The sequence below is a fragment of the Pontibacter sp. HJ8 genome, from assembly GCF_054824225.1.
In genome coordinates this window covers 1-4,800 of the sequence record NZ_JSYF01000245.1, presented here as the reverse complement: position 1 = coordinate 4,800, position 4,800 = coordinate 1, and the positions used below count along the sequence as shown (strand labels likewise).

Here is a 4,800-nt window from a genome sequence, read left to right as displayed (position 1 = left end):
TGAGATCGAAGTAATTTAACAAACTGCAACAGTTATCTCTGCAAAAAGAAAGGAGCCTTCGTACGAGGGCTCCTTTCTTTTTGCAGAAAATTCAGGTATAGCCTGCCAGGCCAGCCGGAATTTTTTAAAGATTCTTAAGGGCGTTGAAGAGGTCGGTGCCGGCCTGCAGTTGTCCTTTGGCTGTGGCGTGCAACCGGTCCTGAGGGATGCGATCGTATCCGTTCGTTTCAATGACTTTGATGGTGCGGTTATCGGCAGCAGCACGTTGGGATTTGCCTGTGTTGACAATGCCTGCATACGGTACATTATTCATATCCGAAAAGATCTTAAATACGACGCGCTTCGTTCCGCTCAGGTAGTCTACCTGGTCTAACGAGTCAAACAGGGCCTGTTCATTTTGCCGGTAGGCTTCTGCCATACCTTTGTCCAGCGCATCGTTCTCGCCCTGCCACCAGGTAACAGACTTGAATACTGGTTCGGTGCCGGCAGAGGCGAGAGCTTTCCGGGCCCGCTCAATTGTTTGTTTGGCCTGCGGCACCAGCTCATCAGAGTCGGGATGCCAGTCTTTTATGGTAGAGTTGCCGGAATGATGCAATTGGGTGTTGCCAACGCCGGCAACGATGAAGTATACATTCTTCTTTTTGTGGTTCTGGAGCAGCTGTGCCGCTTTTACGACGGGTCCGAACTGTCCTTTTTCAGACTGCGTGTTTACGCCGGCGTGCAGGATCTCAAATTTTCCTTTGGAAGGATTGAAAATATAACACCCCTCCAGTGGTTTTTGCAGTTCTGCCGGCAGGTCAATGGTATTGGCCCGGCCGATGCTGTTGGACTGGCCCAGGATGACGTGAACATCCACTGTTTCGTCCAGTATGGGTTCCTGCTGCTCTTCATCGCTTTTAGCGCAGGATGATAATAGTGCTACCACGAGCAAAGTAAGAAGTAGGATTCCGTAAATTCTATTCAACATAAAGAAGCGGTTAGTATGCCAGAAGCAGTGTAGAGCAACAGGCAGAATACGATGGGAGAAGGGCTTAGGTTGAAGCTTTCGAAAGATGTTTCAAACCTGCCTTGCCGTACCTTAAACGGGAGTAGGCGGTAAAAGGGCTGAAAATTGTATGCTTTTCAACCAGGTATTTTTATCCACATGTTATCGTGTTGTGTACTTTTATGGTAAATTCACACGTTTAACATCCAAAATCGTAACAAACTCATTTATGCATCGCCTCCGATATATTTTGCTGATTGTACTGGCCGTAGCCACTATGGCTTCCTGTTCATCCTCCAAAAAGCGTAACAGTAACACAGGACGTGTCATTGTAGTCAAAGACGGAAAATCTGCCCGTACAGCGGGTACTAAAAAGGACAATGGTCTGCACAAAGGCTGGTACAAAAATCCGAATAACCCCCACCATCCCCGTACCACAAATCCGGGCCATACCAAGAGCAAAGGCTCAAAAGGCGGCACGGTTGTGATTGTCAATAACGCTGCACCTGCCAAAGGCGGTAAGGCAAAAGGACAGCCGGGAAAAGGAGGAAATGGCAAAGGAAAGCAGACCAAGGGCGGTAACGGCAAAGGCAAGAAAAAGTAGCCTGGCTCCTGCAACAACAGCAAAAGGCAAGTCCGGCGGGCTTGCCTTTTTTAATGGCTGATTTTTCCGGATTGGTCCCTGAAATAGCGGAGTTGGTATAGTTATTGGCGGAATAGGTATAATATAACCTTCGGAATAACGGGCAAAGGTATATTTTTATGAATGACTTCAGCCCGCCGTCAGCGCTGGTTTGAAGCAGGCGCCCCCTTTCCAAGCATGAAAACAATCCCAAACCTTAGTCCAGTTGATGAATAAGAAATTACTGACCCTGTCCCTGGCAGCTGTGCTGCTGGGTACATCCGTGGGGCATGTGGTACTGGCGCAGCAGCCTGTCACAACGGCTGCTGCAGAGCTGAACCAGCCCATTCCGCTGAACCCAAACGTACGTACCGGCAAGCTGGCAAACGGCCTGACCTACTACATTCAGAAAAACACAACCCCTGAGAAGCGCGCCGAGCTGCGCCTGGCCGTGAATGCAGGTTCTATCCTGGAAGATGAAAGCCAGCAGGGACTGGCGCACTTCACCGAGCACATGGCCTTCAACGGGACCAAAAACTTCAAAAAGAACGAGCTCATCAACTACCTGCAATCAGTAGGGGTGAAGTTCGGGGCGCACCTGAATGCGTACACCGGTTTCGATGAGACGGTTTACATCCTGCCTATACCTACCGACAAGGAAGAGATCGTAGACAAGAGCTTGCTGATCCTGGAAGACTGGGCCTTCAACGTGACGTTTGAAGGAGAAGAAATCGACAAGGAACGGGGTGTGATCGTGGAAGAGAAGCGTTCCCGCCAGGATGCCGGTATGCGTATGGCGTACCAGTACTTCCCGGTGCTTTTCAAAGATTCGCAGTATGCCAGGCGCCTGCCCATCGGTACGGATGAAGTCCTGAAGAACTTCAAACACGAAGAGCTACGCCGCTACTACAAAGACTGGTACCGCCCGGATTTAATGGCTGTGGTTGTTGTGGGGGACATCGATGTGGACGCCATGGAGAAGAAGATCAAAGCGAGCTTTGGCAAGTATAAGGCGGCTTCTAACCCGAAGGAGCGCAAGAGCTTTGCTATTCCGAACCACAAGGAAACGCTCGTTTCCATTGTACGGGATAAAGAAGCCACTTTCCCCAGCCTGCAACTCCACTACAAAAAAGACGCACAGAAGCTGAACACGCTGCAGGACATGCGCAACAAGCTGGCCCGCGACCTCTACAACGGTATGCTGAACCAGCGACTGAGCGAGCTGCAGCAACAAGCGGACGCCCCGTTCCTGTACGCCAGCACCGCTTACTCCAGCCTGCAGGGGCTGAGCTCCAAAGACGCCTATTCCTCTTACATGAGTGCCAGCGAAACAGGTGTGGTACGTGCGCTCCGGACAGTTGCGGAAGAGAATGAGCGTGTCAAGCGCCACGGTTTCACCGCATCCGAACTGAGCCGCTATAAAATACAGATGCTGTCCGCGTATGAGCGGGCGTATAACGAGCGCAGCAAGACCAACTCCGGGGTGTATGTGAACCAGTATGTGGCCAACTTCCTGGACAATTCGCCGGCTACCGGTATTGCGTTTCAGTATGAGTTCCTGAAGCAGCACCTGGAAGGTGTTTCGCTGACAGAGGTGAACCAACTGGCCGGTCAGTGGATCACGGAGGAGAACCGCGTGGTCGTGATCACGGCCCCGGCCAAAGAATCGGTGAAGCTGCCGACGGAGGCCGAAGTACTGAGCATCCTGAAAGAGGCATCGCTGGCAGAGCTGCAGCCGTACGAAGACAAAGTAACGGCATCCGCCCTGATGGACGAAACACCCAAAGCCGGTACCATCACGAAAGAGAGCAAGCATGAGAAGCTGGGCGTGACAGAACTGACGCTTTCGAATGGGGCGCGTGTCGTGCTGAAGCCAACCGACTTCAAAGACGATGAGATCCTGCTGTCGGCCTACAGCCATGGCGGACATTCGCTCTACCCCGACGCAGACTACCACACGGCCTCTTTCACGTCGGAGATCATGGGGCGCAGCGGTGTGAAAGACCTGTCAGCTGTGGACCTGCGAAAGGTGCTGGCCGGTAAGAACGCCAGCGTGAATGCCTACATCAGCGAACTACGGGAAGGTTTATCCGGTGCAGCTACGCCGAAGGACCTGGAGACCATGCTGCAACTGGTATACCTTAAGTTTACAGCGCCGCGCAAGAGCGAGCAGGATTTTCAGGCCTTCCTGACCCAGTACAACGGCATTCTGCCGAACCTGCTGGCCAGTCCGCAGAACTACTTTGCCGACCAGGTAGCGCGCATCCAGTCCCAGGACCACCTGCGAGGGGGCAGCATCCCGACAGTAGAACACCTGCAGCAGATAAAGCTGGACAGAGCGTATGCCATCTACCAGAACCGCTTTGCGGATGCCAGCGATTTTACTTTTGTGCTGGTAGGCAACTTCGACGTGGAGAAGATGAAGCCCTTGCTGCAAACATACCTGGGTAGCCTGCCTGCCACCAACCGCAGAGAAAACTTCAAGGATGTGGAGGTGCGTGCCCCAAAAGGAGTCGTGACCAAAGAACTGGTGAAAGGAAGCGAGCAGAAGAGCAACGTGATGATCAGCTTCCGCGACCAGGCCAGGTACAGCAAAGAGAGCAGCTACCACCTGGCGGCGCTGTCTGAAGTGATGAAGATCCGGTTGACCGAGAAGTTGCGCGAGGAAATTGGAGGGGTATACGGAACAGGCGTAACTGCCGGTGCCAGCCGCTATCCAAGAGAAACCTATGCCTTCAACATCAGCTTTACCTGTGCCCCGGAGAATGTGGATAAACTTGTAAGTGCCACCTTTGAGGAAATCAAAAAACTGCAGAAGAGCGGTGCCCTCGAAGCAGACCTGAGCAAAGTGAAGGAAGCGGACAGACGTTCCATCGAAACCAATATGCGTGAAAACAGAGCGTGGCTGAGCGCTTTGGAAAGTGCTTACTACTACGGTGAGCAGCCAACTGCCCTAAACGAGAAACTGGCGATGGTTGAAAAGCTTACCTCCAAAGACATCGGCAAGGCGGCCAAAAACTACCTGAAGCTGAACAACTACATTAAAGTAGTGATGAACCCGGAGCCAGCTCAGTAACAAGAAGCGAAGACAAATAATTTGGTGCTACAGGCAGTATGACTCAGGTCAGCTGTCTGTAGCACCTTTTTTTATGGGTTTCAATAAAAATTGAATAATTCTATAAACTTTTATCAG

Annotated in this window: 3 protein-coding genes; 2 read left to right on the top strand and 1 reads right to left on the bottom strand. The window is 51.8% G+C overall.

Annotation, left to right across the window (positions count from 1 at the left end; translation table 11 throughout):
- Nucleotides 1-124: 124 nt before the first annotated feature.
- The gene (locus tag OB13_RS11525) at nucleotides 125-925 is read right to left on the bottom strand and encodes a sialate O-acetylesterase (RefSeq protein WP_461490316.1); all 801 of its coding nucleotides are present in this window, start codon (nucleotides 923-925) and stop codon (nucleotides 125-127) included.
- 289 nt (nucleotides 926-1,214) lie between these two features.
- On the opposite strand from OB13_RS11525, the gene OB13_RS11520 reads away from it, so the two are divergent.
- A complete protein-coding gene (locus OB13_RS11520; protein WP_461490315.1) occupies nucleotides 1,215-1,589 on the top strand; it encodes a hypothetical protein in 375 nt (124 codons plus the stop codon).
- A gap of 247 nt (nucleotides 1,590-1,836) precedes the next feature.
- On the top strand, nucleotides 1,837-4,683 hold the full coding sequence (locus OB13_RS11515; protein WP_461490314.1) for a M16 family metallopeptidase: 2,847 nt from the start codon (nucleotides 1,837-1,839) through the stop codon (nucleotides 4,681-4,683).
- Nucleotides 4,684-4,800: the final 117 nt, after the last annotated feature.

Bases quoted from the DNA above. Each gene is read 5' to 3' on its own strand.
- OB13_RS11515 (WP_461490314.1), top strand. From the start codon at position 1,837: ATGAATAAGAAATTACTGACCCTGTCCCTGGCAGCTGTGCTGCTGGGT.
- OB13_RS11520 (WP_461490315.1), top strand. From the start codon at position 1,215: ATGCATCGCCTCCGATATATTTTGCTGATTGTACTGGCCGTAGCCACT.